This window comes from Stenotrophomonas maltophilia, assembly GCF_002799155.1.
In the GTDB taxonomy this organism is placed as follows: domain Bacteria; phylum Pseudomonadota; class Gammaproteobacteria; order Xanthomonadales; family Xanthomonadaceae; genus Stenotrophomonas; species Stenotrophomonas maltophilia_R.
On record NZ_NERD01000002.1, the window covers coordinates 3200130 to 3225606 of the forward strand.

At 67.3% G+C, this 25477-nt stretch carries 24 protein-coding genes; 15 read left to right on the forward strand and 9 right to left on the reverse strand.

Annotation, left to right across the window (positions count from 1 at the left end; genetic code table 11):
* Positions 1 to 70: 70 nt before the first annotated feature.
* The gene (locus B9Y82_RS15350; protein ID WP_100475250.1) at positions 71 to 1174 is read left to right on the forward strand and encodes an alkene reductase; all 1104 of its coding nucleotides are present in this window, start codon (positions 71 to 73) and stop codon (positions 1172 to 1174) included.
* 49 nt (positions 1175 to 1223) lie between these two features.
* On the opposite strand, the gene B9Y82_RS15355 is transcribed toward B9Y82_RS15350, so the two are convergent.
* The gene (locus B9Y82_RS15355) at positions 1224 to 1901 is read right to left on the reverse strand and encodes an SMI1/KNR4 family protein (protein WP_100473899.1); all 678 of its coding nucleotides are present in this window, start codon (positions 1899 to 1901) and stop codon (positions 1224 to 1226) included.
* Between the two features lie 114 nt (positions 1902 to 2015).
* Between B9Y82_RS15355 and B9Y82_RS15360 the strand changes: the two genes are divergently transcribed.
* The gene (locus tag B9Y82_RS15360; protein WP_100475251.1) at positions 2016 to 2432 is read left to right on the forward strand and encodes a VOC family protein; all 417 of its coding nucleotides are present in this window, start codon (positions 2016 to 2018) and stop codon (positions 2430 to 2432) included.
* A 51-nt stretch (positions 2433 to 2483) separates the two neighbouring features.
* On the opposite strand, the gene B9Y82_RS15365 is transcribed toward B9Y82_RS15360, so the two are convergent.
* Positions 2484 to 3368 carry a LysR family transcriptional regulator gene (locus tag B9Y82_RS15365; RefSeq protein WP_100473900.1) on the reverse strand — a complete coding sequence of 295 codons (885 nt, stop codon included), beginning with the start codon at positions 3366 to 3368 and terminating at the stop codon, positions 2484 to 2486.
* A gap of 107 nt (positions 3369 to 3475) precedes the next feature.
* Between B9Y82_RS15365 and B9Y82_RS15370 the strand changes: the two genes are divergently transcribed.
* Complete coding sequence (locus tag B9Y82_RS15370) at positions 3476 to 4534, forward strand: NAD(P)-dependent alcohol dehydrogenase (RefSeq protein ID WP_100473901.1); 1059 nt, start codon at positions 3476 to 3478, stop codon at positions 4532 to 4534.
* Positions 4535 to 4625: 91 nt separating this feature from the next.
* Complete coding sequence (locus tag B9Y82_RS15375) at positions 4626 to 5882, forward strand: NnrS family protein (RefSeq protein WP_100473902.1); 1257 nt, start codon at positions 4626 to 4628, stop codon at positions 5880 to 5882.
* A gap of 67 nt (positions 5883 to 5949) precedes the next feature.
* Here the strand turns inward: B9Y82_RS15375 and B9Y82_RS15380 are convergent, their stop codons facing one another.
* Positions 5950 to 7314: a glutamate--cysteine ligase gene (locus B9Y82_RS15380; protein WP_100473903.1), complete on the reverse strand. Its 1365-nt coding sequence runs from the start codon at positions 7312 to 7314 to the stop codon at positions 5950 to 5952.
* 152 nt (positions 7315 to 7466) lie between these two features.
* Between B9Y82_RS15380 and B9Y82_RS15385 the strand changes: the two genes are divergently transcribed.
* Positions 7467 to 8171: a VIT1/CCC1 transporter family protein gene (locus tag B9Y82_RS15385; protein ID WP_100473904.1), complete on the forward strand. Its 705-nt coding sequence runs from the start codon at positions 7467 to 7469 to the stop codon at positions 8169 to 8171.
* Between the two features lie 48 nt (positions 8172 to 8219).
* Here the strand turns inward: B9Y82_RS15385 and yihA are convergent, their stop codons facing one another.
* Entirely contained in the window at positions 8220 to 8822 is a 603-nt protein-coding gene (yihA, locus tag B9Y82_RS15390) for a ribosome biogenesis GTP-binding protein YihA/YsxC (protein ID WP_100473905.1), read from the reverse strand.
* Positions 8823 to 8978: 156 nt separating this feature from the next.
* Here yihA and B9Y82_RS15395 point away from each other — a divergent pair, with 156 nt between their 5' ends.
* The 4 genes from B9Y82_RS15395 to B9Y82_RS15410 all read left to right on the forward strand — a co-directional run bounded on the left by B9Y82_RS15395 (position 8979) and on the right by B9Y82_RS15410 (position 12264).
* On the forward strand, positions 8979 to 9779 hold the full coding sequence (locus B9Y82_RS15395; protein WP_100473906.1) for a c-type cytochrome: 801 nt from the start codon (positions 8979 to 8981) through the stop codon (positions 9777 to 9779).
* Between the two features lie 106 nt (positions 9780 to 9885).
* The gene (locus tag B9Y82_RS15400; protein WP_100473907.1) at positions 9886 to 10536 is read left to right on the forward strand and encodes a thiol:disulfide interchange protein DsbA/DsbL; all 651 of its coding nucleotides are present in this window, start codon (positions 9886 to 9888) and stop codon (positions 10534 to 10536) included.
* 106 nt (positions 10537 to 10642) lie between these two features.
* Positions 10643 to 11473: a thiol:disulfide interchange protein DsbA/DsbL gene (locus B9Y82_RS15405; RefSeq protein WP_100473908.1), complete on the forward strand. Its 831-nt coding sequence runs from the start codon at positions 10643 to 10645 to the stop codon at positions 11471 to 11473.
* A gap of 53 nt (positions 11474 to 11526) precedes the next feature.
* Positions 11527 to 12264 (forward strand): endonuclease/exonuclease/phosphatase family protein, encoded by a 738-nt coding sequence (locus B9Y82_RS15410; protein WP_202908127.1) that lies wholly within the window; start codon positions 11527 to 11529, stop codon positions 12262 to 12264.
* A 71-nt stretch (positions 12265 to 12335) separates the two neighbouring features.
* Here the strand turns inward: B9Y82_RS15410 and B9Y82_RS15415 are convergent, their stop codons facing one another.
* Positions 12336 to 13205, reverse strand: a complete 870-nt coding sequence (locus B9Y82_RS15415) for an EamA family transporter (RefSeq protein ID WP_033835229.1) — start codon at positions 13203 to 13205, stop codon at positions 12336 to 12338.
* A gap of 72 nt (positions 13206 to 13277) precedes the next feature.
* Between B9Y82_RS15415 and B9Y82_RS15420 the strand changes: the two genes are divergently transcribed.
* The 3 genes from B9Y82_RS15420 (at position 13278) to fhuE (ending at position 16734) form a co-directional block, all read left to right on the forward strand.
* Positions 13278 to 13760, forward strand: a complete 483-nt coding sequence (locus B9Y82_RS15420) for an Lrp/AsnC family transcriptional regulator (RefSeq protein ID WP_100473910.1) — start codon at positions 13278 to 13280, stop codon at positions 13758 to 13760.
* A 77-nt stretch (positions 13761 to 13837) separates the two neighbouring features.
* Positions 13838 to 14389, forward strand: coding sequence for a M23 family metallopeptidase (locus B9Y82_RS15425; protein ID WP_100473911.1), 552 nt, complete (start codon positions 13838 to 13840; stop codon positions 14387 to 14389).
* Positions 14390 to 14574: 185 nt separating this feature from the next.
* The gene (gene fhuE / locus B9Y82_RS15430) at positions 14575 to 16734 is read left to right on the forward strand and encodes a ferric-rhodotorulic acid/ferric-coprogen receptor FhuE (RefSeq protein ID WP_100473912.1); all 2160 of its coding nucleotides are present in this window, start codon (positions 14575 to 14577) and stop codon (positions 16732 to 16734) included.
* Between the two features lie 97 nt (positions 16735 to 16831).
* On the opposite strand, the gene B9Y82_RS15435 is transcribed toward fhuE, so the two are convergent.
* The 3 genes from B9Y82_RS15435 to B9Y82_RS15445 all read right to left on the reverse strand — a co-directional run bounded on the left by B9Y82_RS15435 (position 16832) and on the right by B9Y82_RS15445 (position 20662).
* The gene (locus B9Y82_RS15435) at positions 16832 to 19642 is read right to left on the reverse strand and encodes a TonB-dependent receptor (protein WP_428993188.1); all 2811 of its coding nucleotides are present in this window, start codon (positions 19640 to 19642) and stop codon (positions 16832 to 16834) included.
* Between the two features lie 322 nt (positions 19643 to 19964).
* A complete protein-coding gene (locus B9Y82_RS15440) occupies positions 19965 to 20150 on the reverse strand; it encodes a hypothetical protein (protein ID WP_238381618.1) in 186 nt (61 codons plus the stop codon).
* 104 nt (positions 20151 to 20254) lie between these two features.
* Positions 20255 to 20662, reverse strand: coding sequence for an ExbD/TolR family protein (locus B9Y82_RS15445; RefSeq protein ID WP_100473914.1), 408 nt, complete (start codon positions 20660 to 20662; stop codon positions 20255 to 20257).
* Between the two features lie 151 nt (positions 20663 to 20813).
* Between B9Y82_RS15445 and B9Y82_RS15450 the strand changes: the two genes are divergently transcribed.
* From B9Y82_RS15450 to B9Y82_RS15460, 3 genes are all read left to right on the forward strand, one after another.
* Entirely contained in the window at positions 20814 to 22799 is a 1986-nt protein-coding gene (locus B9Y82_RS15450; RefSeq protein WP_100473915.1) for a transglycosylase SLT domain-containing protein, read from the forward strand.
* Between the two features lie 66 nt (positions 22800 to 22865).
* The gene (locus B9Y82_RS15455) at positions 22866 to 23102 is read left to right on the forward strand and encodes a hypothetical protein (RefSeq protein WP_100473916.1); all 237 of its coding nucleotides are present in this window, start codon (positions 22866 to 22868) and stop codon (positions 23100 to 23102) included.
* Between the two features lie 41 nt (positions 23103 to 23143).
* Entirely contained in the window at positions 23144 to 24364 is a 1221-nt protein-coding gene (locus tag B9Y82_RS15460; protein WP_100473917.1) for a multifunctional CCA addition/repair protein, read from the forward strand.
* A 49-nt stretch (positions 24365 to 24413) separates the two neighbouring features.
* Here B9Y82_RS15460 and B9Y82_RS15465 read toward each other — a convergent pair whose 3' ends face one another.
* Positions 24414 to 24848: an SseB family protein gene (locus B9Y82_RS15465; protein ID WP_005411035.1), complete on the reverse strand. Its 435-nt coding sequence runs from the start codon at positions 24846 to 24848 to the stop codon at positions 24414 to 24416.
* Positions 24849 to 25477: the final 629 nt, after the last annotated feature.

The window sequence follows — 25477 nt, forward strand, 5'->3', positions numbered from 1 at the left end:
CCTGCATGTCAACTCCATCCTGTGTGCATCGCGCCCCTGGCGCTCCTCCCCCCGCACCGAGATGACCGACATGACCGCCGCCCTGTTCCACCCCTTCGACCTGGCAGGCACCGCCCTGCGCAACCGCATCGCGATGGCCCCGATGACCCGCGCCCGCAACCCCGGTGCGGTCGCCAATGAACTCACCGCGCAGTACTACCGGCAGCGTGCCAGCGCCGGCCTGATCATCAGTGAAGGCACGCCGGTCTCGCCGCAGGGCCAGGGCTACATCGACGTGCCCGGCATCTGGTCGGCCGAGCAGGTGGCCGGGTGGAAGGTCGTCACCGAGGCGGTGCATGCCGCGCAGGGCACGATCTTCGCCCAGCTCTGGCACGTCGGCCGCATGTCGCATTCCTCGCTGCAGCCTGACGGCGGGCAACCGGTCAGCGCCGGTACCCGCCCGGTCGCCAGCGCACCGAAGAACACCTCGTTCGTGTACCTGGCCGATGGCAGCCGCGGCCACGCCGATCCCACCCCGGCACGTACACTGGAGACCGCAGAGATTCCCGGCATCGTCGAGGACTTCGTGCGCGGCGCCGACAACGCCATCGCCGCCGGTTTCGATGGCATCGAGCTGCATGCCGCCAACGGCTACCTGTTCGAGCAGTTCCTCAACCCACTCATCAACCAGCGCGAAGACCGCTACGGCGGCTCATTGCCGAACCGTGCGCGATTGATCCTGGAGACGGTGGATGCGATGGCCGAGCGCATCGGCGCCCACCGCATCGGCGTGCGCCTGGCGCCGAACAACCTCACCTTCGACATGCCGTACTACCCCGACAACGAGGCCACCTACCTGTACCTGGCCGAGGAACTGGGCAAGCGCGGGCTGGCCTATGTGCATCTCAACGACAACCTGCAGGCGGGGCAGGCGGTGCTGGGCGAGGCCTTCCTGCAGCAGTTCAAGCAGGCCTACGGTGGCAACGTGATCCTGGCCGGCGGCATGACCCGCGAACGCGCGCTGCGCCTGGTCGACGAAGGCACCATCGATATCGCCGCCTTCGGCCAACCGTTCATCGCCAACCCGGATCTGGTCGAACGCCTGCAGCGGGACATCGCGCTGGCCACGCCCGACCGCAGCACCTACTACGGGGGCGGCAGGGAAGGCTACCTGGACTACCCGGCTGCAGGCTGATCCCGCACGAGGTCGGATCCCCACCACAGGCGGGGCTCCGACCTTTGGTTCAGGCGTCCTCGCGCACGTAGGCGAACGACTCGTCCAACCGCGCAAAGCCGATCACGTCAGCGACGATCGCCTGCGCGTCGTCTTCACTGATGTTGCCTTCTTCAATATCGTCAACGCGGGCGAACAGCCGCTGCAACGCCACGTACTGGTCGCCGCGCAGGAAGGACTGATGGGTCTGCAGCCAGCGCTGCAGATTCCCGGCCAGCTCGCCGTGCGACAGCAGCGTGTACGGCGGCTGGTAGTCGGCAACGGCTTCGACCATCTTGCGGAACAGGAAATCCTGGTAGCTGGCGGCCAGCACATCCGCGCGGTCGTCGTCATGCCACACCATCACCACCGGCGGCTCGCTGAAACCGGGCGCGTTGCTCCAGAAGCAGTAGCTGTCACCCGCGCCGGTGCGCGCAAAGGGCAGCAGCTGCAGGTCAGTGCGCAGGGGGTTGTAGTGATCCTCGGCGGTCAGCTCCTGCCACGCCTCGAGCAGCTCATCGTGTTCCAACGGCTCGTAGTCCTGGGCGTACAGCAGCACCGGCGGATCCGCCTGCAGCGTAGGGAACACCACCTCGGACCATTCCGGATGGGGAGTGCCCCAGCTCAATCGACCCGCGGCATGCAACTGCTTGAACAAGGGCGGGAAGGACTGGCCGGTGGCCTGTTCGATGTCAGATAGCGCGCTCATGGATGTCCTTGCCGATGGAGGCCGCCCAGCTTGCCCGAATCCGCGCAGGAGATGTACCGGCAGCAGCCGGCGGCAGGACTAGACTGCAAGCACCGGATGCTGGAAATCGCCGCCATGAACGCCACTGCCCGCAGCTTCATCGTCAACATCGACGTGCCCGACCTGGCCGCCGCCGAAGTCTTCTACGTGGCCGCCTTTGGATTGCATATCGGACGTCGGCTCGGTGCCGGCGCGGTGGAACTGCTCGGTGGACCGACACCACTGTACCTGTTGCAGAACGAGGCTGGCAGCGCCGCCACCGAAGACGGCGATGTACGCGACTACGAGCGCCACTGGACGCCGCTGCACCTGGACTGGGTGGTGGATGACATCGACGCCGCGCTGACACGCGCGGTAACGGCTGGGGCAACACTCGAACAACCGGTGCGCGCGCGACGCTGGGGGTGGATCGCCGTACTGGCCGATCCGTTCGGCCACGGCTTCTGCCTGATCCAGTTCAGCCGCGAAGGCTACGATGCGCTGGTCGAATGACCGATCGTGGTCGGTGCCGGCCCTTGGCCGGGACTGCATCTCCCATCGCAGCTACTCCCGCAACATATCCACGAACGCGCGCAGCGCGCCAGGCATCTGCCGCTGCTTCGGGTAGTACAACGCGAATCCCGCGAACGGTTCGCTCCAGTCTTCCAGCACCGCCACCATCTGCCCCGAATCGATGTACGGCCGCGCGGTGTCTTCCAGCACATAGGCCAGCCCGATGCCATCGAGCACGGCACTGACCACGGTGCCCTGCTCGCCCAGGGTCAGCCGCCCCGGCACGTCGATCTCCAGCGCCTGCCCGTCGCGCTCGAACTGCCACTTGTACAGATGACCACTGGCAAAGCGGAAACGGATGCATTCGTGCATGGCCAGCTCACGCGGGTGCCGGGGTGCGGCCCGCCGCCGCAGGTACTCCGGCGCACCAACGATCAGGCCGCGCAGCGGCGGGCCCATCGGCACCGCGACCATGTCTTCGGGCACGAACTCATGCAGGCGCACACCGGCGTCGTAGCCCTCGGCGACAATGTCGACCAGGCCATCGTTTTCGGTCAGTTCCACGCGGATGTCCGGATGCGCGTGCAGGAAGCGCGCCAGCCGCGGCCCCAGCTGGGTCGGCACCGCCGCGCGGGTGGCGTTGATGCGTAGCAGGCCCGCCGGAGCGGCGCGGAACTGGTTCATCTCTTCCAGTGCGTCATGCACCTGCCCCAAGGCCGGCTGCAACCGCTCCAGCAGGCGCTGCCCGGCCTCAGTCAGGGCCACGCTGCGGGTGGTGCGATGGAACAGGCCCACGCCCAACCGTTCTTCCAGCGCGCGGATGGCATAGCTCACCGCCGAGGTCGACAGCGCCAGCTCGGCGCCGGCACGGCGGAAGCTGCGGTGACGGGCGACCGCCGCGAACGCGGCCAGGTGGGAAAGATTGTCAGTGGCCATGATTGTGCAGTTCCACTTGATGAATCATGCCGATATCCGGGCTTCTTGGCCCGGGTTACGGCGCGTATTGTAAAACGCCTTTCGACAAACCCGCCAAGGATCCCCCCATGTCCCTCGCCCGTGGTTACGCCGCCCATACCCATACCGACCCGCTGGTACCCTTCGAGTTCGAGCGCCGCGCCGTTGGCCCGAACGATGTGCGCATCGAGATCCTCTACAGCGGCATCTGCCATTCGGACCTGCACCAGGCCCGTGATGACTGGGGTGGCTCGATCTACCCAATGGTGCCGGGCCACGAGATCATCGGCCGGGTCACCGAGGTCGGCAGCAACGTCACCCGCTTCAAGGTCGGCGACCACGCCGGCGTGGGCTGCATGGTCGACTCGTGCCGCCACTGCGACGCCTGCGAACATGACCTGGAGCAGTACTGCGCCGAAGGCGCGACCTGGACCTACAACGGCCGTGAACGCGAAAGCGGTGCGCCGACCTACGGCGGCTATTCCGACCACGTGGTGGTCGAGCAGCGCTTCGTGGTGAAGGTGTCCGACAGCCTCGACCTGAAGGCGGCCGCGCCGCTGCTGTGCGCCGGCATCACCACCTGGTCGCCGCTGCGCCATTGGAAGGTCGGCCCCGGCCAGAAGGTCGGCGTGATCGGCCTCGGCGGCCTCGGCCACATGGGCGTGAAGTTCGCCAAGGCGCTCGGCGCGCACGTGGTGATGATCACCACCACCCCGGAAAAGGGTGCCGACGCCAAGCGCCTGGGCGCCGATGAAGTACTGGTCTCGCGCGATGCCGCGCAGATGAAGGCGCACGCCGGCAGCTTCGACTTCCTGCTCAATACCATCCCGGTCGGCCATGACACCAACCCGTACATGGGCCTGCTCAAGCGCGAGGCCACCATGTGCCTGGTCGGCGTGCTGACCGAACTGGACCCGCCGCTGACCGGCGGCAGCGTGATCTTCGGCCGCAAGCACCTGACCGGCTCGGCGATCGGCGGCATGGCCGAGACCCAGGAAATGATGGACTTCTGTGCCGAGCACGGCATCGTCAGCGACGTCGAGATGATCGACATCAAGAACGTCAACGAGGCCTGGGAACGCATGGCGAAGAACGATGTGCGCTACCGCTTCGTGATCGACATGGCGACGATGAAGAACGCCGCCTGACCGATTGGCGACTGTGAACGAAGAACCCCGGCACTGCCGGGGTTCTTTTGGGTCGCGTCGGCCGCTGGCCGGCACGACCCATGCATTGGGCATGACGAAGGTCAAGGAGGCGGCAACCGCCCAGGCGCAGACTCACCGCATGGCCCGCCTGCCCTCCCCTGCGATGCTGATGCGCGCGCCGCATCGACTGCTGTTCTTCATCGGCGCCAGCAACCTGCTGCTGGCGATGCTGTGGTGGGCGATGTGGCTGGGCGCATTGCGCGGGTTGTGGACGCCGCAGCCGCCGCCACTGCCACCGGCCTGGTTGCACGCGCTGCTGATGCAGTACCTGGTGCTGCCCAGTTTCATCTTCGGTTTCCTGCTCACGGTGTTCCCGCGTTGGATGGCGCAACCGGAGCTGTCACGCAACCATTACGCGCCGGTGGGCATCGGCCTGTTTGGCGGGCAGGCGCTGCTGATTGCCACCGCCTGCGGCTGGGCACCCGGGTTGTGGCCCGGCCTGCTGCTGGCACTGGCCGGCTGGAGCGCCGGACTGATCGTGCTGGGACGCGTGCTCAAGGCCGCCGGCCCCAACCGCAACTGGCATGCGCGCGCCTGCCATGCAGCTCTGCTGTTGGGCTGGCTGGGGCTGCTGCTGTTCATGGCGGTGGTGCGCGGCCACGCCACGCTGATGCCGGTCACTGTGGCACTCGGTACGTTCGGCCTGCTGCTGCCGGTCTACCTCACCGTCGCGCATCGGATGATCCCGTTCTTCGCCAACAACGTGGTGGACGGCTACGTGCCGTGGCGACCGCTGCGCTGGCTGGCCGCGATGTGGGCGCTGCTGATGCTGCGCTTGCTGTTGAGTGCGTTGCAGATCGACAACCTGCTGTGGCTGGCCGATGCGCCGCTGCTGGTGTTGTCGCTGCAGGCGCTATGGCACTGGTGGCCACGCGGGCCGATGCCGGGCCTGCTCGTGGCCCTGTTCCTGGCGCTGGCGTGGCTGCCGATCAGCTTCGCGTTGTATCTGCTGCAGGACATCGGCCAGATGCTCGCCCATCCGCAGCTGCTCGGCCGCGCGCCGCTGCACGCACTCGCCGTGGGACTGTTCGGCAGCCTGCTGGTGGCGATGGTGACCCGGGTCACCCAAGGTCATTCCGGGCGACCGCTGGTGATGCCGGCAGTGGCCTGGTTCGCGTTCGTCGCGCTGCAGGCAGTGGCGATCATGCGCATCCTTGCCGAGCTGATGCCCGATGCCTATGCGTGGCATTTCGCCGCCGCCATCGGTTGGCTGCTGGCACTGTCCCCATGGGTGGCCCGGCTGGGCTGGATCTACCTGAGCCCTCGACGCGACGGCAAACCGGGCTGACCGCATCGCCGGCCAGGCAACGTCCATCGGTAGCGCCGGGCCATGCCCGGCCGCCACCGCAATCCACTCAGTACGCGAACTCGCGGAACACCGGATCGACATCACCGTGCCAGCGGCCATGGAACAGGGCCAGCTTGCGCTCGGCCGGGGTCAGGCCGGATTCGACGATCTCCTGCAGCACGTCCAGGAACTTGCTCTCGTCCTGGCCATCGGCATTGCGCGCCGCGCGGCGCTTGAGGCCTTCCACCGAAATCTTCACCGCCTCGCGGGCCAGGTCGCGCACCGTGCCGTTGCGGAACGGCAGGTTCATCGCATGCTTCGGCACGCCGTCACGCAGTGCATGGCGCTCGGCCAGGGTGAAGTCACGCACCAGGTCCCACGCCGCATCCAGCGCGGTGTCGTCGTACAGCAGGCCGACCCAGAACGCCGGCAGCGCACACAGGCGGCTCCACGGGCCACCGTCGGCACCACGCATCTCCAGGTACTTCTTCAGGCGCACTTCCGGGAACGCGGTGGTCATGTGGTCCGACCAGTCGCGCAGCGTGGGCAGCGCACCCGGCAGCACCGGCAGCCTGGCCTGCATGAAATCGCGGAAGCTCTGCCCGCTGGCGTCGTGGTAGGTGCCGTCGCGGTAGGAGAAGTACATCGGCACGTCGAGCAGGTAGTCGACATAGCGCTCGTAACCGAAGCCATCCTCGAACACGAAGTCGAGCATGCCGGTGCGGTCGGCGTCGGTGTCGGTCCAGATGTGCGAGCGGTAGCTCAGGTAGCCGTTCGGCTTGCCTTCGGTGAACGGCGAATCGGCGAACAGCGCGGTGGCGATCGGCTGCAGCGCCAGCGACACGCGGAACTTCTTCACCATGTCCGCTTCGGTGGCGTAGTCCAGGTTCACCTGCACCGTGCAGGTGCGGGTCATCATGTCCAGGCCGAGCGAGCCGACCTTGGGCATGTACGCGCGCATGATCTTGTAGCGGCCTTTCGGCATCCACGGCATTTCATCGCGCTTCCACTTCGGCTGGAAACCCATGCCGAGGAAACCCAGCTGCAGTTCACCGGCCACCTGTGCCACTTCGTTGAGATGGGTACCGGTCTCGACGCAGGTCTGGTGGATGGTCTCCAGCGCCGCGCCGGACAGTTCCAGCTGGCCGGCCGGTTCCAGCGTCACCGAGGCCCCGTCGCGCAACAGGGCGATGGTGTTGCCATTCTCCCGCACCGGCTCCCAGCCGAAGCGGACCAGGCCGTTGAGCAGCGCTTCGATGCCGCGCTCGCCTTCGAAGGTCGGCGGGCGCAGGTCATCCAGGCGGAACCCGAACTTCTCGTGCTCGGTACCGATGCGCCATTGTGCGCGGGGCTTCTCGCCGGAGGCGATCACCTCCACCAGCTGCGAGCGGTCGGTAATGGGGGTATCGGCGACGTGGCTGGGGCTCGACAAGGGGAAGGCTCGCTGGACTGTGGCGGGGGATGTGGGGCCCGGGGCCTTCCATCGCAAGGGCGCACTATAGCGTGGCGACCCGTTGCGTCATGCGACGGTGGCAGGTTGCAGCATCCCACCGACGCCCTCTTGACCCTCGTACACTCAAGGCCATGAGCCGCCATTCGCGACACCCCGAACTGCATCGCTCCGAGCGCGTCGGCTGGCTGCGTGCCGCCGTGCTGGGGGCCAACGATGGCATCGTCTCGGTGGCCGGCCTGGTGGTGGGCGTGGCCGCCAGCGGTGCCTCCGCAGTGACCATCCTGGCCACCGGCGTGGCTGGCACCGTGGCCGGCGCGATGTCGATGGCCGCCGGCGAGTATGTCTCGGTGCAGACCCAGGCCGACACCGAAGACGCCGACCTGGCGATGGAAAAGCGCGAACTGCACGAAGACCCGCACAGCGAGCTGGAAGAACTGGCCGCGATCTACCGCCAGCGCGGCCTGGAGCCTGCGCTTGCCCGGCAGGTGGCCGAACAGCTCACTGCCCACGATGCACTGGGCGCCCACGCCCGCGATGAACTGGGCATCACCGATACGCTGCGCGCCCGCCCGCTGCAGGCGGCGCTGGCCTCGGCCGGCGCCTTCACCTGTGGCGCGGCGCTGCCGGTGCTGACCGCACTGCTGGCGCCGTCGGACAAGGTCGCGATGATGACCACCGCCAGCACCTTGCTCGGCCTGTGCCTGACCGGCGCGATGGCGGCCCAGGCCGGCGGTGCTTCGCCGTTGCGCGGTGCACTCCGCGTCGTGTTCTGGGGTGCGTTGGCGATGGCCGCCGCCGCCGGCGTCGGTCGCCTGCTCGGCGCCCATGTGGCATGAGTACCGGCAGCGTATTTCCCGCTGGAATGAGCCGCTGTTGCCGAGTTCTTACTCCAGCCCCAGCCAGCCGCCGATCACGCCACGGGCTTCGTCCACGCCGGTGCGGTCCTCGCCGGAGAACACCTGCACGCTGACGCTGTCGCCGTAAGCCGATTGCAGCTCCTTGCGCACCTTCTGCAGGGACTGCATCTGCTGGCTGCGGCTGAGCTTGTCGGCCTTGGTCAGCAGCGCGTGCGCCGGCAGGCCACGCTGCACGGCATAGGACAGCATCTGCCGGTCGTAATCCTTCAGCGGATGGCGGATGTCCATCACCACCACCAGCCCCTTCAGGGCCTCGCGGGTACGGAAATACCGGTCGATGAAGGCCTGCCAGTGCGCCTGCAGGTCCAGCGGCACCTTGGCGTAGCCGTAACCGGGCAGGTCGACCAGATGGGCGTCCGGGGTGACCTGGAAGAACACCAGCTGCTGGGTGCGGCCGGGCGTCTTGGAGACACGGGCCAGGGCGTTCTGGCGGGTCAGCGCGTTGAGCGCACTGGACTTGCCGGCGTTGGAGCGGCCGGCAAAGGCCACTTCGGCCCCTTCGTCGGGCGGCAGCTGCCGCACGTTGTGGGCCGAAAGGTGGTAACGGGCGCGTTCGATGAGCAATGTCATGTGCCTAGGATCGCATGTTGCGGCGCCGCGCGCCCGTGCCGGCGGCCGCTGCGGCCATTTTGCTGCACTGCTGCGTTGACCGTGCGCGGAAACGGCGTTGATAATCCGGGCGATGCCGGCGGCCACCGCCCGGCCCGGTCCATACGGAGCTTCAGCATGCGCCACGCTCGCGTTCTTGCCGTATCTGCCCTTGCCACTGCCGTCGTTGTTGCCGCTGCTGCGTTCGCGCAGACCACGTTGACCCCGCTGCCCGACAACGGGCCGATCAACACCGCCTCGCTGGAGGTGGACTTCAGCAAGACCCACTGGGGCGATGCCAAGGCCGGCCAGACCAAGGCCTCGGCCTGCGCGGCCTGCCATGGCGCCGACGGCAATTCCACGGTGGAGATGTACCCGTCCATCGCCGGCCAGAGCGAACGCTACGTGGCCCAGCAGATGGCCCTGATCGCCAATGGCCAGCGCAGTTCGGGCGCAGCGGTGGCGATGGTGCCGTTCGTGCAGAACCTCACCCCGCAGGACATGCGTGATATCGGCGCCTTCTTCGCCACGCAGAAGGCCACCGCCGGCATCGCCGACGACACCGTGGTTGCCGACGGCCCCTACAAGGGCATGAAGTTCTATGAGATCGGCCAGCAGCTGTACCGCGGTGGCGATGCCAAGCGTGGGCTGCCGGCCTGCATGGCCTGCCACGGCCCCAGTGGCGCCGGCAATCCGGGTCCGGCCTATCCGCACATCGGTGGCCAGCACGCCAGTTATGTCGCGCGCCGCCTGCAGGAGTACCAGGCCGGCCAGACCAACGAAACCGACAAGGCGCACTTCCAGATCATGGCCGCGGTCGCGCAGAAGCTCAGCGAGCAGGAGGTGCAGGCGCTGTCGAGCTACCTGCAGGGCCTGCACAACAAGGCTGATGATGTCGCCGCAGCCACCCCGCCGGTGCAACCGGCTGCCGCCCCCTGACCACCACTGGTCGGCCCGGGCCGTCACCGCGGCCCTCGCCTGCGGTATGTTTCCATCACGCCGGCGACCGCGCCGGCGTTGCTTTTTTCAACGGAGATGCGTGTCGATGAGGTTGATTTCCCGCCTGCTGTTGTCCTTGCTGGTGCTGCTGCCGCTGGTAGCCTGCGCCGCCACCCCCGCCAATGCCCCGCTGGTCGAGGGCAAAGACTACGAGCGCATCGCCCAGCCTGGCCCGTTCCAGCCGCTGGCCGGCAAGATCGAGGTGGTCGAGGTGTTCGGCTACACCTGCCCGCACTGCGCCCGTTTCGAACCGCAGCTGGAAGCCTGGGCGGCCAAGCTGCCGGCCGACGTGCGCTTCACCCCGGTTCCGGCCGCCTTCGGCGGCGCCTGGGACGCCTGGGCCCTGGCCTATTACGCCGCCGATGAAGTCGGCGTGGCCAAGCGCAGCCACGCGGCCGTGTTCAAGGCCCTGCACCAGGACGGCTCGCTGCCGATGCAGAACGTCTCGGCCGATGAGCTCGCCACCTTCTACAAGGCCTACGGCGTGACCCCGGACCGTTACCTGCAGGCCCTGCGCGGTGATCCCGTACAGAAGAAGGTCGATGCCGCCCGCGCATTCGCCCAGCGCACCAGGATCCCGGGGACCCCGGCGCTGATCATCAACGGCCAGTACCTGGTCCGTGGTGACAGCTTCGACGATCAGCTGCGCATCGCCTCGGCGCTGATTGCCCAGGCCCGCGCTGCCCGCGGCCGCTGAACCAACACCCACCACCGACACGGCGCTGTCGCCGCCGCGTGTCATCATTTCCCTCTGGCCGGCGCCTGCCGCCGGCCCCACCATTCCAGATGCTGGAGACGTTTCCATGAAGATCCGTTACGCCCTCGCCCTCGCAGCGCTGCTGCCGATCCTGGCCGCCTGCAAGGCCGACGACGGCAGCACCAACACCACCGCCGCCCCGGTCGAACCGGCAGCTACCCCGGCCACCACCGAACCCGCTGCGCCTGCCGCTGGCGCCGAGGGCGCTGCCCCAGCCACCGCCGAAGGCGAGAAGGCCCCGGCCGAAGCCGCCCCCGCCGCCGCGCCGGCCCCGACCACCGCTGCGCTGACCGGCCCGGCCCCGGTGGAAGGCACCGACTACCAGGTGATCCCGAACGGCCAGCCGTTCCAGCCGGCCGCCGGCAAGATCGAAGTGACCGAGATCTTCGGCTACGTCTGCCCGGCCTGCGCCGCGTTCCAGCCGCTGGTCGGCCCGTGGAAGGCCGGCCTGCCGAGTGACGTGAACTTCGTCTACGTGCCGGCCATGTTCGGCGGCACCTGGGATGACTACGCCCGTGCGTTCTACGCCGCGCAGACCCTGGGCGTGCAGGAAAAGACCCACGAAGCACTGTATGCCGCCATCCACTCGCAGAAGACGCTGAAGGGCGAGCGCGGCCGTGACTCGGTGGAAGACATCGCCAAGTTCTACACCGCCTACGGCGTGGACCCGAAGCAGTTCGCCGCCACCATGGGCAGCTTCGCGGTGAATGCCAAGACCAACTCGGCCAAGCAGTTCGCCCAGCGCAGCCAGATCAGCGGCACCCCGTCGATCATCGTCAACGGCAAGTACCTGGTGAAAGGCAAGAGCTTCCCGGACATGCTGCGCATCGCCGACCACCTGATCGCCCGCGAACGCGGTGCGGCCCAGGCTCACTGATCCAAGAGAAGCGTTTCCCGGCCGTGAATTCCCCCCGTACACGGACCCTGCGCTTGCTGACGGCCAACATCCAGGCCGGCTCAAGTACCCGCCGCTACAGCGACTATGTGACCCGCAGCTGGTCACATGCGCTGCCGGCGGGTCGCAAGCGCAGCAGCCTGGACGCGATCGCCACCCTGGCGCGCGAACATGACATTGTCGGCCTGCAGGAGGCCGACCCGGGCAGCCTGCGCTCGGGCTTCACCAACCAGACCCACTACCTGGCCCAGCGCGCCGGCTTCAACTACTGGAGCCACCAGCCGAACCGGCGCATGGGCGGCGTCGCGTCCAGCGCCAATGGCCTGCTGAGCAAGCTGGAACCGGTGGAGGTACAGGACCACGCCCTGCCCGGCCGCATCGGCGGGCGCGGCGTGCTGCTGGCCAAGTTCGGCGACGGTACCGACGGCCTGGCGGTGGCGGTGGCCCATCTGTCGCTGGGCGCGGGCTCGCGGATGTCGCAGCTGGGCTTCATCGCCGAGCTGCTGTCCGACCACCCCAATGCGGTACTGATGGGCGACTTCAACTGCCTGGCCGAACGCCCGGAAATGCAGGTGCTGTACCAGAAGACCCGGCTGCAGCCGCCAGGCTGCATTGTGCCGACCTTCCCCAGCTGGCGCCCCGACCGCGCCATCGACCACATCCTGGTCAGCAGTGGCCTGCAGACCCGCACCGTGGAAGCCATACCGGCCGCATTTTCCGATCACCTTGCCCTGGCGATGGCGATCGACGTCCCAGCCAACGCCCTGCGCTGAACCCGAAAAAGGGGACGGAGGGGATTAAGTCGTTTGAGGCACAAACGACTTAATCCCCTCCGTCCCTTTTTTCATGCGGTGACCGGTACCTTCAACCGCCGCGCGGTCATCGTGCTGCCCACCGAGGCCAGCACCGTGCAGCCGATCGCCAGCCACTGCAGCCCGTGCAGGTGCTCGTGCAGCAGCAGCATCGCCCACAGCGCGGCGACCGCCGGTTCCATGCTGATCAGGATGCCGAAGGTCTCCTTCGGCAGGCGCTTGAGTGCCATCATCTCCAGCGACATCGGGATCGCGCTGGATACCAGCGCCACCAGCAGGCCAGCGGCCAGGATCTTCGGATCGAGCAGCGCGGCACCGGCATGCACCACGCCCACCGGCACCACCACCAGCGACGCCGCCAGCAGCCCCAGCGACACCGAATGCCCGGCGTGCAGGTGGCCGGCGCGCTTGCCGAATACGATGTACAGGCCCCAGCACGCCGCTGCGCCCATCGCATACAGCACGCCGGCCGGATCCAGCGCCGGGCCGCCGCCGATCGGCAGCAGCAACAGCAACCCCACCGCCGCACAACCCACCCAGAGGAAATCGATGGGCCGCCGCGACGACAACATCGCCACCGTCAGCGGTCCGGTGAACTCGATGGCCACCGCAATGCCGAAGGGAATCGTGCGCAGGGCCATGTAGAACAGCAGGTTCATCAGGCCCAGGGTGAGCCCGTAGCGCAGGATGGTGATCGCATCCACGCGGCTGGTCTTCCAGCGCCACGGCCGCCAGAACAGCAGCAGCAACAGCGCCGAGAAGCCCACGCGCAGCGCGCTGGTGCCTTGGGCGCCGATCAGCGGGAACAGGTGTTTTGCGTAGGAGGTGCCGATGGCCAGCGAGGTGACCGAGCCAAGCACCGCCAGCGCCGGCAACATCGGCGCAAGTCGTGAGGTCTGCATGGGCAAAGTCTATTGCGCCGGCGCCGAGCACTTGGCTCAATTGACGGCCCGTTCGTGCAACTTCTGCTCGCCATGGCCACCGCCCCTGTGCTCGACAGCTTCGACCGCGCCATCCTCGACCTGCTGCAGCGGGACAACACGCTGCCGCAGCGCGAAATCGCCGAGGCCGTGCACCTGTCCACCCCGGCCGTGCAGCGCCGCATCAAGCGCCTGCAGGACAGCGGCGTGATCGCGGCCAACGTGGCGGTGCTCGCCGCCGCCAAGGTCGGGCGGCCGCTGACCATCATCGTCGAGGTGCGCGTGGTCAGCGAGCAGCGTGAACGCGTGGCGCCGTTCAAGCGCCGCGTGCAGGATGACCCCGCGGTGCAGCAGTGTTACTCGATCACCGGCGATGGCGATTTCCTGCTGCTGCTTTCGGCGGCGTCGATGGAGGAGTACGAGGCGATCACCGAGCGCCTGTTCGGTGGCGATGACAACATCGAGCGCTTCCGCACCTCGGTGGCACTGGGCACGCTGAAGCGGAGTTTCGAGGTCCCGCTGGCACCGGTTCTGTAGCGTCGAGCCATGCTCGACTGCCTTTTTACCGCAAAGCGACAGCCATCGAGCATGGCTCGACGCTACAGTCGGAAACCATGAATGCACTCCCCTCCCCCGCCCGTCGCCTGCGCCGCTGGCTGCTGCGTGGCCTGTGGCTGGCCATGGCCCTCGTTGCGGCGATGGCGTTGTGGAACAGCCCATGGGCGGCCGCACCGAAGATGCTCTGGTCGCTTTCGCGGATGCCGGCCGCCACGCACCTGCCGGTGCCGGTGGAGGGCGTCCGCCCCCGCCAGATCGCCGACACTTTCGGCGCGCCGCGTGGCCGTGACCGCTCCCACGCCGGCATCGACATCTTCGCCAAGCGCGGTACCCCGGTGCGCAGTGCCACCGCCGGCGTCGTCGTGGATGTCAGCGACCGCGGCCTCGGTGGCCGCCAGGTGTGGGTGATCGGGCCCGGGCGCGAACGCTACTACTACGCGCATCTGGAGGACTGGGCCGAGGGCCTGGCGCGCGGCCAGGTGGTCCAGGCCGGGGACCTGCTCGGCCACGTCGGCGACAGCGGCAATGCCAGGGGCACGCCGCCGCACCTGCACTGGGGCATCTACGGCGCCGACGGCGCGCGCGATCCACTGCCACTACTGCGCTGACCCCCATGCACGGCGTCGCACCCCGCTTGAGCGCCTTCGTCATTCATGATTTGTAAATAGGAATAGTTCGTATTACCATTTCTTTCGTTTCCGGTGGTGCCAGGACGGCCTGCCCGCCCGTTTCCCACCCGTAGCGCCTCGCCTTCTGGATGCCGGCCGAGCGCGCGTGCTCGTCCAGGACCCCCATGACCCGTTCCGCCTTCCGTATTCCGCAGCCCCAGCGGCTGTCCGTTGCCGTGCTTGCCGTACTCTGCGCCGTGGCTCCGGCCGCCTTCGCCGACACCGCCGCCGACCCGACCACCCTCGACAAGGTGGTGGTGAAGGGCGAACGCGCCGAAGGCTATTCGGTGCGCCGCACTTCGGCCGGTACCCGCTTCGACCTTGCACCGCGCGAGATCCCGCAGTCGGTCAGCATCATCAGCCACCAGCGCATCGAAGATCAGAACCTGGACGACATCATCGACGTGCTGGCCAACACCACCGGCGTGACCAGCACCCAGTCCGACAGCGAGCGCACCGAGTTCTACGCGCGCGGGTTCTACATCGATGCCTACCAGTTCGATGGCCTGCCGACGCAGATGGTGCAGAACTGGAGCTACGGCGATTCCGGCCTCGACCTGGCCCTGTACGACCGCGTGGAAGTGGTGCGCGGTGCCACCGGCCTGCTCAGCGGTGCCGGCAATCCCTCGGCGTCGGTGAACCTGATCCGCAAGCACGCCGACAGCGCCGAGCTGGCCGGCAGCGTCTCGGTGAACGTCGGCAGCTGGGGCCGCACCCGCACCACGGTGGACGTGGGCAGCGCACTGAACGCCAGTGGCACGGTGCGAGGCCGCGTGATCGGCAGCTACCTGGACACCGATGGCCAGATGGACCGCTACAACCAGCGCAAGACGCTGGGCTACGCCGTCATCGACGCCGACCTGACCCCGGACACGCAGTTGAGCGTGGGTTACGACTACCAACAGAAGCGCGCCAATGGCGCGACCTGGGGCGGCTTCCCGATGCTGTACTCCGATGGCTCGCGCACGGGCTACGACGAATCGTTCAACGCCAGCCCGAACTGGACCTACTGGGACACCACCAGCAAGCGTGCGTTCGCCACCCTGCAGCACGCCTTCAGCAACGGCTGGAAGTTCAAGGTGGGTGCCACGCACGATGAGACGAAGGCCGACGACAAGCTGTTCTACCCGGCCTACAACGACTGGACCACGGGCGCGTCGAATTTCGACAAGAGCACCGGCACAGGCATCTCGCCATCCGCGGGCTTCTACAACACCGAGCGCAAGGTCACCGGCGTTGACGGCTACGTTGACGGTCCGTTCCAGCTGTTCGGCCGTGAGCACCAGTTCATGGCCGGCCTGAGCTACAACAAGCGCGAGTATGCCAACTACGGCGACTACCAGGTCGGAGGCGCGGGCCAGACGTGGGACCCGTTCGCCAGCTATCTGAACTGGACGGGCAACATCAGCGAACCGAACTGGAACCCGCTGGCACTGGCCAGCGAGGGCACCATCACCCAGAAGGCCGGCTACGCGGCCGCACGCCTGTCACTGGCCGACCCGCTGAAGCTGATCATCGGCGCCCGCTACACCGACTGGAAAAGCGAGGGCGAAGGCGCCGACCGCGCGCACAAGGTCACCACGCCCTACGCCGGACTGGTGTTCGACATCAACGGTACGTACTCCACCTATGCCAGCTACACCGAGATCTTCCAGCCGCAGACACTGAAGGACCGCAACGGCAGCTACCTCGACCCAGTCGACGGCAAGAGCTACGAAGTGGGCGTCAAGGGCGCCTGGTTCGATAACCGCCTGAATGCCTCGCTGGCCGTGTTCCGCATCGAACAGGACAACGTCGGCCAGGCCACCGGTGAACCGGTGCAGGGCAGCCAGAACGAGTTCGCCTATCGCGCTGCGCGCGGCACCGTCAGCCGTGGCTTCGAGTTCGAAGTGAACGGCGAGCTGGCACCCGGCTGGAACGCGACCTTTGGTGCTTCGCGTTATGTGGCCAAGGACATCAACGACGCCGACATCAACACCAACCTGCCACAGACCGCGTTGAAGCTGTTCACCAGCTATACCCCGCAGTCGCTGCAGGAGCTGACCGTCGGTGGCGGTGCGAACTGGCAGAACCGCATTTACTACCCGGTACCGGCCTATGGCCGCATCGAGCAGAGCGGCTACGCACTGGTCAGTGCCTTCGTGCGCTACCGCATCTCGCCGGAGTTCAGCGTGCAGGCCAACCTCAACAACCTGCTGGACAAGAAGTACTACTCGCAGATCAACGGCTACGGCGCGTTCGGTGACGGCCGCAATGGCTCACTGACGTTCACCTGGTCGTTCTGATCAGGCGCGGGGCATGATCGCCCCGCACCTGTAGCCGAGCGTGGGCTCGGCTCTACGCCACAAGGCGGCGCCGGGATAACCCGGCGCCGCTCCCACATCAGAACCGCAGGTCCGCGCGCAGGTACCAGTAGCGGCCACGCGGGATGTCGTAGGTCGAAGCGTCGTAGCCGTTCAACGAGCACGACAGGCAGATCGGCGGATCCTTGTCGAACACGTTGTTCAGGCCCGCGGTCAGCTGCAGCCCCTTCATCCAGTCGATCTTGTAGCCCACCTGCATGTCGTGGAAGGTGGTGGCCGAGAGCGTGTTGGTGCCGGCGGCCTGGTTGCTGCACACCGGGAACGCCACGGCATCGCCGCAGTCCTCGGTCAGTTCAGAGATGTGCCGCACCGTCCAGTTCGCACTCCAGCGGTCCAGCGTCCAGCCGATGCTGGCATTGCTGGTCCATTCCGGAATCGAACTGTCAGCCACTTCCACGCCCGGCTTCTGCGGCTGCTTCTGCCCGGCCGCGCCGGTGGCTTCGTAACGGCCGACGAAGGTGTTCTTCCAGGCCAGCTTGAACTGGCCGATGGAGCTCTGCGGCAGCGTCCAGAACAGGTCCACGTCCCAGCCGTCGGTCTTGATCGAGCCGAGGTTGGTCAGGCGGTTGTTGAAGCTGCTGACCGCACCGGTGCTGGCGCGGGTGATGCCATCGCAGTACACCGGATCGAGCGTGTCCACGCACAGGTCCAGCTGGGTCTGCGCGTTGATCGCCTGGATCGCGCCATCGATGGCATGGCGGTAGAAGGTCACTTCCACGTCGAAGCGCTCCGACCACGATGCGTTGTTGCCGAACCACGGGCTCCACACGAAGCCGGTGCTGAAGCTGCGCGAGCGCTCCGGTTCCAGCTCGCGGTTGCCGCCGGTGGTCACCGAGATCTGCGAATTGGCCTGCTGGAAGCCGGCCGGCACGCCCAGCGCGGCACAGTTGGCGGCGCTGCCACGCGGCGGCGTACCGCCCAGGCCCACCGAGCACGGGTCGAACAGCTGCAGGTCGGCGCGCGCAGCCGAGCCGTACAGTTCACCGATCGACGGCGCACGGAAGCCCTCTGCATAGGTGGTGCGCAGCACGAAGTCGTCGGTCACCTGCCAGCGCAGGCCGTACTTGGGAGTGAACTCGCCACCGAAGGTGGAGTAGTCCGAGTAGCGCCCAGCCAGGCTCAGGTCCAGCTTCTTGCCCAGCGCCGAGTCGGCAAAGATCGGAACGCTCAGCTCCAAGTACGCTTCGTTGACGTCATACGAACCGGACGTCGGCTGCGACGGCACACCGTTGTAGTGGCCGATCACCGTCAGCGGATCAGGCTGGTACCAGCCCTTGTACTTGCGGTACTCATAGCCGCTGGCGAACGACACCGGGCCGGCCGGCAGGGTGAACAGGTCGCTGGACAGGTTGGCAGTGAACAGGCTCAGCTCGTTCTGGCTGCGGTCGCGCACCACCGGCTGGATCCACTTCAGCATGTCCGGGGTGATCGAGCCGACACCGCCGAAGATGTTCAGCGGCACGCAGCCCGGCGTTGCCGCACACACCGCCGGATCACCCAGCGCCATGTTGACGTTGTAGATGTTGTAGCTGCCGTAGTTGGTCTGTTCGGCCTTGTTCTTGCTGTACATGCCGTTGACGTCCCAGTACCAGCTGCGGTCGGCGGCCTGGAAGTTGCCGACCAGGCCGGTGGCCACGTAGGTCGTGTTGACCTCCTGCTTGAACACGCGCGCGCCGCCCTCCACCGGTCGGCGGCCGATCAGGCTCATGTTGCCCGAGGACACCAGATCGAACCCGAACGGGTTGTACGGGTTCAGGCGCGAGACCACGATGTTGTCGGCCAGCGGGTTGCCGGTGGCACCGTCCGGGCCGAAGAACAGCGGCTCGGGGCCGGCCTGGTTGGTCGACTCGCGGCGGTTGCCCAGCGCCTTGATGTACCACTGCACGTTGTCGGTGATGTCGAAGCGGAACTGGCCGAACAGACCCTTACGCTCGGACGGGGTCAGCACCATGTTGTATTCGGCGAAGTTGAAGCGGTCGGCGCTGGTGAAGCAGTGGTAATCGTCGGTGCGGTTGCAGCCGGCGCTGCCGTCGTAGCGCGGGCTGTTCACGCCGGTGTTGGGCACGATGTCCTGTTCCGCACCGGTGTTGGGGTCGACGAAGGCGAAGCGGCCCTGCGGAATGCCGCCGCTGCCGAAGGCCAGGCCGGTGCCCGGGATCGGGAAGCGCGACTGCTCGCGGTCGCGGGCGAACACCGGGTCCTGCTTGGTCCAGCTGGCACCGAGGAACAGGCTGTAGCGATCGCCACTCTTGCCCCACGCCAGGTCCACGCCCTTCTGCGTGCCGTCGCCCTTGCTGTACTCGCCGTAGTTCAGGGTCACCTGGCCGCCATCGAAGTCGCGGCGGGTGATGATGTTGACCACGCCGGCGATGGCGTCGGAGCCATACAGCGACGATGCGCCATCCTCCAGCACCTCGATGCGTTCGACGATGGCCAGCGGAATGGTGTTGAGGTCGGTGGCCGCACCCACGCCCGATGCCGACGACTCGTTGACCCAGCGGATGCCATCGACCAGTACCAGCACGCGCTTGGCACCGAGGTGGCGCAGGTCGACCTGCGCCGAACCGGCACCCACGCCGCTGCCATCCGGCGGGAAGCCGAAGTTGCCGGACGAATTGAACTTGGCATTGAGCGCCGAACCGGAGCCGGTGAGCTGCTGCAGCACCTCGCTGATCGAGTTCAGGCCGGTGCGTTCGATGTCACCGCGGGTCAGCGTCTGGATCGGGACCTGGCCCTCGACTTCAGCGCGCTTGATGCGGGTACCGGTGACTTCCACCGCGTCGAGGTTGGTGGTGGATTGTGCAGCGGCACCCAAGGGTGCCAGGGCCATCACGCACAGCGTGACGGCAACCGCCAACGGGCGGTGGTGCAGGTGATTCATTCGCTCTCTCTCCAAAGGAATGTCGGGACATGGACTGCCGCGCTCCCCCCTGCATGGCGGCAGCGTCTCCTTTGTAAACAAGCGGTAAAAATCACGGCGTGATGATCGACACTATTTCACGTAGTTTTGACGCAATTGACGGCCATTTACGTCACATGAGGGCGTCTTAGAACCGGACGATACTGTTCACCACTCTTTATCTTGATGCCGACTGCGACAGCCTGCGCCGAGATCCGCCACAGCCCATCAAGCGGTCTTGCCAGCGCCGCCGCTAATTGCCTGGCGCGTCGATGCGCAGGTTGATCGGCGCGGGCGAGGACGCCGGCCAGGGTGGGCACGAGGTGCGCTGCTGGAACGCCAGCAGGCCGGTTGCCTGGGCCATCGGCAACGTGGTGATCACCAGCGCCAGCAGCACCAGCAACACCTCCACCAGCGGTGCCAGATTGGGGGTGGCCATCAGTGAGGTCGCGCGCTGTGTCCCGTATCGCATGCCACGTTCCCTGACAGGAAGAGCGGCCCGCCGACAGCAGGCCGCCCGTTGCGGGATTCACCGCATGAAACTCACCGCACGAAGGCGATGCGCTCCATGCCGGTGGCCTCGGCGGCGGCCAGGATCCGCGCCATGCCTTCGTACTCGGCTGACGGATCGGTGGCGATGCGCAGCTCCGGCAGGTTGCCGGCATGCTCGCCGGCCTGCGCCTGCAGGCGCGCCTGCAGATCGTCGATGGCCATCGGCTGGCCATTCCAGCTCAGCTGGTTCGACGCATCCAGGCGCAGCTCGATCGGCGGCGGTGGTTCGGGGCGATCGATCGTGCGATCGGTGGCCTGTGGCAACTGCACGGCAATCGGCCGGGCCACGATCGGCGCGGTCACGATGAAGATGATCAACAGCACCAGCATCACATCCACCAGTGGCGTGACATTGATGTCCGCCAGCGGGCCGCTTCTTCCTGCGCTACTGAACGCCATGTGCCGCTCCCTGCAGCCGGGCCGTTCGCCCAGGACCGACGTTACGACGCCTGCCATCACCTGTGGCAGGGGCCTGCGCGGGATCATTCAGCTGTCGTTGTCGACGCCCGGCGTGCACGCAATGCGAAACTGAATTCAGCCATTGCCCGCTATGCTGCCCGCCATGACCCGACGCTCTTCGACCGCCCTGTCCCTGCTGCCCTTGGCCACCACGCTGCTGATCGGCTGCGCCAATGCCCAGTCCCTCGACGCCCAGAACGCGCAGCTCAAGGCCGCGATCGCGGCCGCCGAACGCGGCCAGTTCGATCCCGGCCAGGCCGCTGCGCTCAGCCGCCATCCGGCTTACGGCTGGCTGGAGTACGCCAACCTGCGCCGCAACATCGACACCGTCGATACCGCGCAGGCCCAGGCCTTCCTCAAGCGTTACGACGGCCAGGCTGTGGCCACCACCTTCCGCAGCGTGTGGCTGCCCTCGGTCGCACGCCGCCAGGACTGGCCGACCCTGCTGGCCAACTGGGTGCCCACCGACAATGCCGGCCTGCGCTGTGCGCAGCTGACCGCGCGCCAGGTGACCGGCAAGGTCGATCCACAATGGATCAGTGAAGCGCAGGATCTGTGGCGCAAGAACGGCAAGTCGCTGCCGGATGGCTGTGACGCTGTTTTCGCCGTGCTGCAGGCCCAGGGTGGTCTGAGCGACGCCCTGCGCTGGGAACGCATCGATGCCGCCGCCGACGCGCAACAGCCGGCCGTGATGCGCAGCGCCGCACGCGGCCTGCCCGCCACCGACCTGGCACTGGCCAACAATTACGCTGCCTTTGTCGACAAGCCCAATGCCAGCGCGTTGAACTGGCCGCGCAACGAGCGCAGCCGGCGCATCGCCACCGATGGCCTGGCCAAGCTGGCCAAGGCCGACCCCGGCGCCACCGAACAGCAGCTGCCGCAGTACGCCCAGGCCCTCGGCCTGAGTGCCGAGCAGCAGGGCCAGGTGCTGTACCAGATCGCGCTGTGGACGGTGGCCTCCTACCTGCCCGATTCGGCGCGCCGCCTCAACGCGGTGCCAGAATCGGCGTATGACGAACGCCTGCACGAGTGGCGCGTGCGCGAGGCAATGTCGCGCGGCGATTGGCCGGCGGCGCTGACCGCAATCCGCAAGATGGGCAGCAAGCAGCGCAGCGATCCGCGCTGGCGCTACTTCGAAGGCCGCATGCTGGAGAAGACCGGCCAGGCCCAACAGGCGCAGCCGCTGTTCCGCGAGGCGGCGCGCGCACCGACCTTCCACGGCTTCCTCGCCGCCGACAAGCTGCAGCAGGGCTACACGCTGTGCCCGTGGAAGCCGAACGACAGCGCGCAGGCGCAGGCGGTGATCGCGCGTGACCCGGCCATCCAGCGCGCGATGGCGCTTTACCAGATCGATCGCGCCGGCTGGGCCGTGGCCGAATGGAACAGCGCGCTGTCGCGTTTCGATGACACCCAGCGCCGCCTCGCCGTGCGCGTGGCGCAGGACAACGGCTGGTTCGACCGCGCCGTGTTCGCGCTCGGCAAGCAGCCGCAGGAGCAGCGTCTCTACGACCTGCGCTTCCCGCTGCACCACGACGCCACCATCCGCCGCGAGTCGGCACGCAACGCGATCGATCCGGCCTGGGTGGCGGCGGAGATCCGCGCTGAGAGCACGTTCACCCCGCGCGCGCGCTCGCCTGCCAATGCCATGGGCCTGATGCAGGTGCTGCCGGCCACCGGTGCCGGCGTGGCCAAGTCGATCGGCCTGACCGGCTACGGCGGTGCCGACAGCCTGTACGACCCGGACACCAACATCGCCATCGGCACCGCCTACCTGCGCCAGCTGATGAACAAGTACGACGGCCTGCCGTACGTGACCATCGCTGCCTACAACGCCGGTCCCACGCCCACCGCGCGCTGGCAGAGCCAGCGCCCGGGCTTTGATCCGGACCTGTGGATCGAGACCATCAGCTACAAGGAAACCCGCGAGTACGTGGCGCGCGTGCTCGCGTTCAGCGTGATCTACGACTGGCGCCTCAACGGCGATGCGCTGCCGCTGAGCGACCGCCTGATGGGTCGCCTGGTGGACAAGCGCAAGAGCTTCAGCTGCGCGGCCAACGCCGACCAGGGCGGCGATTGATCGCAGCACGGTCGTGCCGGCCGCTGGCCGGCACGACCCGATATCCTTTCCCTGGGGAGGGAAACAATGAGCCTGCTGGCCTGGATCGGAATATTCGCCGCTTGGAGCCTGTTCACCACCTGGGTGCTGCGCTGGGGTGGCGCGGCCTGGATGGAAGGCTGGAAGTCGCTGGCCTTCGTCGACAGCTGGGGCAGCCTGTGGGACGAAGCGCAGATCAAGCTCTACTTCCTCTGCCTGTGGATCGTCTACGGGCTGTGGTTCGTGGCCGGCCTGTTCGTGCCGGAGTGGCGCGGCCTTCCATAGTGCCTCTGCATCGGTAGTGCCGGCCATGCGATCATCCCCCCATGAAGATCTATCTTGTCGGCGGCGCCGTGCGCGACCGCCTGCTGCAGCGCCCTGCCGGCGACCGTGACTGGGTGGTGGTCGGCGCCACGCCCGCGCAGATGGAAGCGCAGGGCTACGCCGCCGTCGGCCGCGATTTCCCGGTGTTCCTGCACCCGAAGACCGGCGAGGAATACGCGCTGGCGCGCACCGAGCGCAAATCCGGCCGTGGCTATCGCGGCTTCGTGGTCGATGCCGATCCGGCGGTGACGCTGGAAGAAGACCTGCAGCGCCGCGACTTCACCATCAACGCAATTGCCTGTGACGAAGACACCGGCACGCTGGTCGATCCCTATGGCGGTGTGCGCGATATCGAGCAGCGCGTGTTGCGCCACGTCGGCCCTGCGTTCGTGGAAGATCCACTGCGCGTGCTGCGCGCGGCGCGCTTCATGGCGCGCTTCGCGCCACTGGGCTTCACCGTCGCCGAGGAGACCATGGCGCTGATGCGCGAAGTCGCCGCCAGTGGCGAACTGGATGCGCTGGTGCCGGAACGCGTCTGGCAGGAACTGCGCAAGGCGCTGGCCAGTGAACGGCCCTCCGCCTTCCTGCGCACGCTGCACGATGCGCAGGCACTGGGCCCGATCCTGCCCGAGCTGGAAGCGCTGTATGGCGTGCCGCAGCGTGCCGAATTCCACCCAGAAGTCGACACCGGGATCCACCAGGAGATGGTCAGCGACATGGCCGCGAGGCTGGCGCCGGGCGATGACCTGGTCGGCTTCGCTGCCCTCACCCACGATCTCGGCAAGGGCCTGACCCCGCCGGAGGAATGGCCGCGCCACATCATGCACGAGCAGCGCGGCATCAAGCCACTGAAGGCATTGTGCGCACGGTTGAAGATTCCCACCGAGCACCAACAGCTGGCAGAAGCGGTCTGCCGCGAACACTTGAACGTGCACCGCATCGACGAACTGCGCGATGCCACCGTGCTGGAACTGCTGGGCCGCTGTGATGCACTGCGCCGGCCAGAACGCGTGGCTCGTATCGCACTGTGCTGCGAGGCCGACAAACGCGGCCGGCTCGGCTTCGAGGACGCCGCTTACCCACAGGGCGAGACGCTCAAGCGGCTGCACCAGGCGGCACTGTCAGTGCAGGCGCGGGACTTGGATACCACGCATCTGAAGGGCCCAGCCATCGGTGAGGCACTGGCCAAGGCACGGGTGAAAGCCATCGCCGCCGCCCGCTGAAGCACCGGGTAGTGCCGGTCGCTGGCCGGCAACCAGGCAATCCCTGGACTCAGTGCGCCATGCCGCGGGTGATCGCTGCCGCACGCTGCTTCAGCTGGGCCACGGCATCGGGAATCATCTCCATGCCCACGTCCAGGCCCGGGTTCAGCACCAGGCCGACGCCATCGCCGATACCGGCCAGCAGCGCGTGCACCGCGATCGGCATGGCATGCGCGAACTGCGGCAGCTGCTCGTGCCACAGGCCCGCGCGCTCGGGGGCGGTGAACACCGCGAACATCGGCTCGCCGCTCTCGCTGGTCAGCACCAGAGGCGAGATGCTCTCGTCCCAGGCGCCGTCTTCGCCAATGGCCTTGTCCAGCAGCACGAACGCCGTCGAGGTCAGCAGGCCGTCGAGGAACTGCGATGCGGTCAGCGTGCCGTCCTGGGCCTGCAGCAGGCGCACCTCGAGGTCGTTGAGGGGTTCGAACGGGGTGTCGTGGTCCATGGTCGGTTCCGGTACGTGATTGCAGGCTGCAACTTTAGCAGGCCGGGGGTGAGGCACGGCAGCGCATCGGCAGGGACTCGCGGGGCTTCAGTGGCCGATGTACCAAAGCGCCCAGCGCTCACCGGCCTGGGCCCGGCCATAGGGATTCGGGGCCGTGCGGAAGTCTTGATAGCCTTGGAAGGAAAGCATGGCGGGCAGGATACGGCCGGCCGCAGATGCGACGAACCCTGCTACCCCACCTGAACCGTTCGACGGTGGAATTGTTAAGACCTGCTTCGACAGTCTGACGAAATGGTCAATGTGTCCAATTCGCTTGTGACCGTGTGCCGGCGCCGCTCCACTCAATCCTGGAAGGACGTTGAGACTGGCATGACCAGGAGCTTTGAGCACGGTTGGAGCGGGTCGTATAGTCGGATGACGTAGAGCAATGGAACGCCGATGAACGCTACCTCGCAAGGCCTCGCGCCACAGGCATGCATGGATGGAGGCCAAGGAAGCTGGCAGCACGAGCGGCGCAACCTGTCGCATGTGCCCCGTAACGCGGTACATCGCGCCGTCTTCCTCGGCCATCCCTCCTGTCCAGCCGATCAAGGATCAGGGCAATCCTGCCGGTATCCTCACGCGCAGAG